This is a genomic window from Trichloromonas sp., from assembly GCF_041583255.1.
Classification (GTDB): domain Bacteria; phylum Desulfobacterota; class Desulfuromonadia; order Desulfuromonadales; family Trichloromonadaceae; genus Trichloromonas.
In genome coordinates, this window is sequence record NZ_JBFHGD010000258.1 from 1 (window position 1) to 3,997 (window position 3,997).

A 3,997-nucleotide genomic window follows, 5' to 3' on the forward strand; every position below is an offset into this window, starting at 1 on the left:
CTATCTGCTGGCTGAAGGCACCGCCGGATTCACCGAATTCCATCTGCGTCACATCGCAAAAGCGGTCGGCACTAACAACGTCAACCCGATCAGCAACATGGTGGCCTACGCTGCCGATCCCGATATCGAATTGATTCTGCCCGACGGCGCGGCGGCCGAAAACCCCACGGCTGAAACGGGGAAACCATCAAGCAACGCGGCGGAGGTGCAAGCCTCCCTTGATGGCGCCATTACCGAATTTCAAAGGATCTTTACACCTCTGCTCGCACAGTTCGATGCCCGCATCGAAGACTACCTGACCAAAACTTTTGTCGCCGACGGCACCGGCGCGGACGAAATGCTGGACGCCGTCAGTGTCGAAGTTGCCAACAATGGCGGCCTTTTCAATACCACCGTCAAAAACAAGGCCGACGGCTCGACCATCCATACGGGCGGCCTGCAACTCAACGACCTGAAAACCGCCACCCCGATCGATTCCACCGTGGCCGGCAATGTCAAACAGGTCAAGGGCGACATGGGCGATATCGCCGTTCGTATCGCGGCCTTCCTTACCGAAGTCAAGGCCGCGACGCAGGAGTGGCTGCTGGCGTCACAGGCGGCAACAGGCAACCAGGCGGCGCAAGCAGCCGCGGACCAAGCGTTTTATGATCGTATTCTCCCCTTCTATGTTGATGAAACAACCTACGGTTGGAACGACGGCGAACGTCGCGACCAGGATCTCAGCGGCTGGCTGGAAGACTGGGAAGAGAATCTCGAGACTACCGGTGTCAGCAACCTGGCAGTGATGCATTATGACGCCGAAACGGGCCGGTACCTGCTGACCGGCATAGATCACTGGCGTTCGGGAGAGAAAGACTTTTCCGAGGCGATGAGAACCCCGATCGCGATGGTCAAGCAAAACGGCGAATGGAAGCTCACCGGTAACGGCTATCTGATCGACTGCGACATTGATCTAAAAGCTGCCCGATACATTTGGAACGACGGCGTGAAGGAGGAATTCTCCGGCTTTGACATCGACGTCGACACCTACGATCCCCGTGTCGATTACGTCGTTGTTACCGGCCCCGGTCTGCCCGAATCGGGATTAGTCCTCAATAAACCCGGTCTTCTTGGCGACATGTTCCGCTTCGAGGGCTACCATGTCCTCAATAATGGACAAGAAATTCATCATGTCTATATTCCTGAGGATCTCAGTACCGTTCCCGCCGGCGCGATTTATCGCTGGGACGTCTACGACAGCTCAAACAACATACTGCAAACCGTAACCTCCAGAAACCATGGTCGGCTGATCAATCTCGCGGCGATGAGCGCGGCGGAAAAAGATGCCCTCTTCCCCGCCATAACAAACATCACAACCCAGTCTCTTGACTGGGCCATCGACAACATATTCGGTCAGGAAAAGCATTTTGAGTTCACACCGGCAACCGCTTTTACCGGAGAATATTACGGCTGGATCTGGTGGGGTGGTCATGATGGCCAGAGCTGGGTTTCCGACGACTTGGAAGCCCGGGCCGAGGGGGCTTATTTCAGTATCAGCCTGCCGCAGGCGCCTTCAAGGCTTAGCGGATTAGTGGTGGAAATCAATTACTTTAACCCCGAAATCGGTGATGTTGAAACCGACTATTTGTTCGGCCAAAGCTCAACCAGTAACTAGGCCCACCTGGCCGGTTTACTGGCGGCTGTGAATCGAGCCCCGTCAAACCTGCCCGTCGTTTCCATGAAACAACTTGCATGCCCCTGGTCACTGGCCAGGGGCATTGTTTATCGGGGTTGTACATTAGCCACGTCTCGGGCTATAATTCGCCTCTCAGTTCACCCCCATCTCAAGGAATCCCCATGTACGGCTACTTCGACTACGAACACTGAACGGGCATCCGGGGTAAGGGCATCCAGTCCGGCAGAAAGCCGGGGTCGGACCAAGTCAACCTATCGTAATTATTGCCAAACACATACAAAAACAGGTTATAGAAGCGTCGAGGGACATCATACCGATTTTAATGTAAAGTTGAATTCGGGAGACAGATTCATTACCGCGATCAATCGGCTTAAAAAAGGCAAACATGAAAACTATCTGCTACTGCTACCAATACACCGAAGATGACATCAGGGATGATGTTCGAAAGAATAACGGGAGATCTCTCATCCTTGAAAGAATCATGGCCGAAAAGAAAAAAGGGGCGTGTCAATGCCCGACAAGGCATCCCGAAGGCAGGTGATGCCTCCCCGACGTTCACCGTGTCGTGAACGAAACCAAAGAAAATCCAGAGCCGTAATCACAGGGGGAGCCGTTTTCCACCGCCCCCCTGATTCAAGAAAAATCCCCGCACCTCCAATCGCCGGCCCACGCGAGGCGCCGGCCATAACCCGAGGTTGATCCCTACGCGTTGCGCGCCCTGCTGAACCGCTCGGCGCGGTCATCGCTCCCCTGGCCGTTTTGACATCGAAACGAGCCTGGCCTTTGCGAAAAGATAGGGCTGTCAAAAATCGAGTTTTCTGGCAAACTAGGCTCACTGCCGCATACAAGGAGGGCACGCCTTTAACGTGCGAATGATTTTGCCCCGACCTCAAAAGAGGAGCTGCAATTGAAACGATTTGCCTTTTTTTCACTTCTGGCCCTGTCCTTATTCATGACGGCCAGCGTCGGCCTGCCAACCAATAGCAGCGCCGAGGAATTCGACTACCTGGTTGAAATGGCTCAAACCTATGTGAAGAACAAAAATTTCGACGGCGCGACCTCCCTTTACCTGCTTCCCCCCGCAAGCTCACCAGAACGCCGGACGGAAGAGCTTTCCAGCATAAAAGAGGCCCTGACGGTGTTGTCCCGAGAGTTTGGCGATGTCAATGGCTTCGTCGTCAACGAAGAACCGGTCCAGTGGTTCGAGATGATCATCACCGGCGGGGATATCGACTTCTTAAAGAAAAATTCCAACTTCAACCAGATATCCTACAAAACGGATTTTTCAAAAGTCGGTCCCGGTTTCATCATTTTCCAGGTTTATGAAAACAACGGCAACCAGAAGCTGCGCGGCATCGGCTATGCCCTCCCAGAAAACCAGGACAACGTAAAGGTTATTCAGGCTATCGCCGGTGAGTTAATGCGCGCGATGAAATCCAGGGCCGAACAGTAGTTGAATCGGGCCGCTCGACCGCTCTTCGGATGGACTCCCGCCAGTGAGATTTCAATGAAAAAATGCCCCTTTTGCGCTGAAGACATACAAGACGACGCGATCAAGTGCAAGCACTGCGGCGAATTTCTGGATGCCGCCAGGCGCCCCCGCGCTGGCGAAGAACAGCTCCCATGGTATTTTCGCAAAACCTTTATCGTCATCGCCCTCGGCTGCGTGGGGCCGCTGGCCCTGCCCCTGATCTGGTGGCGCCCGCAAACGTCCTGGGCCTGGAAGATCGGTCTCACCATCGGAATCCTCGCCCTGAGCTGGGTACTCTACCTGGTCACGATGGAATCCCTGCGCAATCTCGAAGAGTATTACAAACTGCTTGAAGGGCTTTGACGGGGCCTGCCGGCAGAACAGACCCCGGTGGACGAAAAGGATGTGTCCTGTATGAAGAGTTTAAAAGTGCTGTTTCTTTTGACCCTCTGCCTGGCGCTGCTGCTGCTGGTGGCACAGAACACCGCCCCCATCCAGGCACGCTTTCTCTGGTTTGCCGCCGAGGTTCCCGCAATCCTGCTGCTGTTCCTGACGGCGGCGGGAGGTTTCGCCGCGGGGCTGCTGGTTGCGCTGCTCATCAGAAGCGGCGCGAAAAGCAGGCGAAGCGGCCCGAAGGGGGCCGTATGAGCACCCCCGGCGAATCCTCCCCGATCAGCCGGCCGCTCGGCCCGGGCAAAAAATACCTGCGGAACCTTCGCCTGCGCCTGAAGTCCCCTTATCCGGCCTTCATGCTCGACGGGGCCGCCCCCCCGGCCGACGAAAACAACGCCCTCGAGGGCTTCGTCACCACCACGCGGGGAGGCTTTCCGATCCTCCGTGAGTCGCCTGCC

At 55.6% G+C, this 3,997-nt stretch carries 5 protein-coding genes; all 5 read left to right on the forward strand.

What is annotated here, in order from left to right; translation table 11 throughout:
* Positions 1–1,654: hypothetical protein (locus ABYV89_RS15075; RefSeq protein ID WP_432823758.1), on the forward strand; the 1,654-nt coding region annotated here is incomplete at its 5' end.
* 928 nt (positions 1,655–2,582) lie between these two features.
* On the forward strand, positions 2,583–3,128 hold the full coding sequence (locus tag ABYV89_RS15080; protein WP_432823759.1) for a hypothetical protein: 546 nt from the start codon (positions 2,583–2,585) through the stop codon (positions 3,126–3,128).
* A gap of 54 nt (positions 3,129–3,182) precedes the next feature.
* The gene (locus ABYV89_RS15085) at positions 3,183–3,509 is read left to right on the forward strand and encodes a zinc ribbon domain-containing protein (protein ID WP_432823760.1); all 327 of its coding nucleotides are present in this window, start codon (positions 3,183–3,185) and stop codon (positions 3,507–3,509) included.
* Between the two features lie 51 nt (positions 3,510–3,560).
* Positions 3,561–3,794 carry a LapA family protein gene (locus ABYV89_RS15090; protein ID WP_432823761.1) on the forward strand — a complete coding sequence of 78 codons (234 nt, stop codon included), beginning with the start codon at positions 3,561–3,563 and terminating at the stop codon, positions 3,792–3,794.
* A partial coding sequence (locus ABYV89_RS15095) for a hypothetical protein (RefSeq protein WP_432823762.1) occupies positions 3,791–3,997 on the forward strand: 207 nt, incomplete at its 3' end. The genes ABYV89_RS15090 and ABYV89_RS15095, both read left to right, overlap by 4 nt.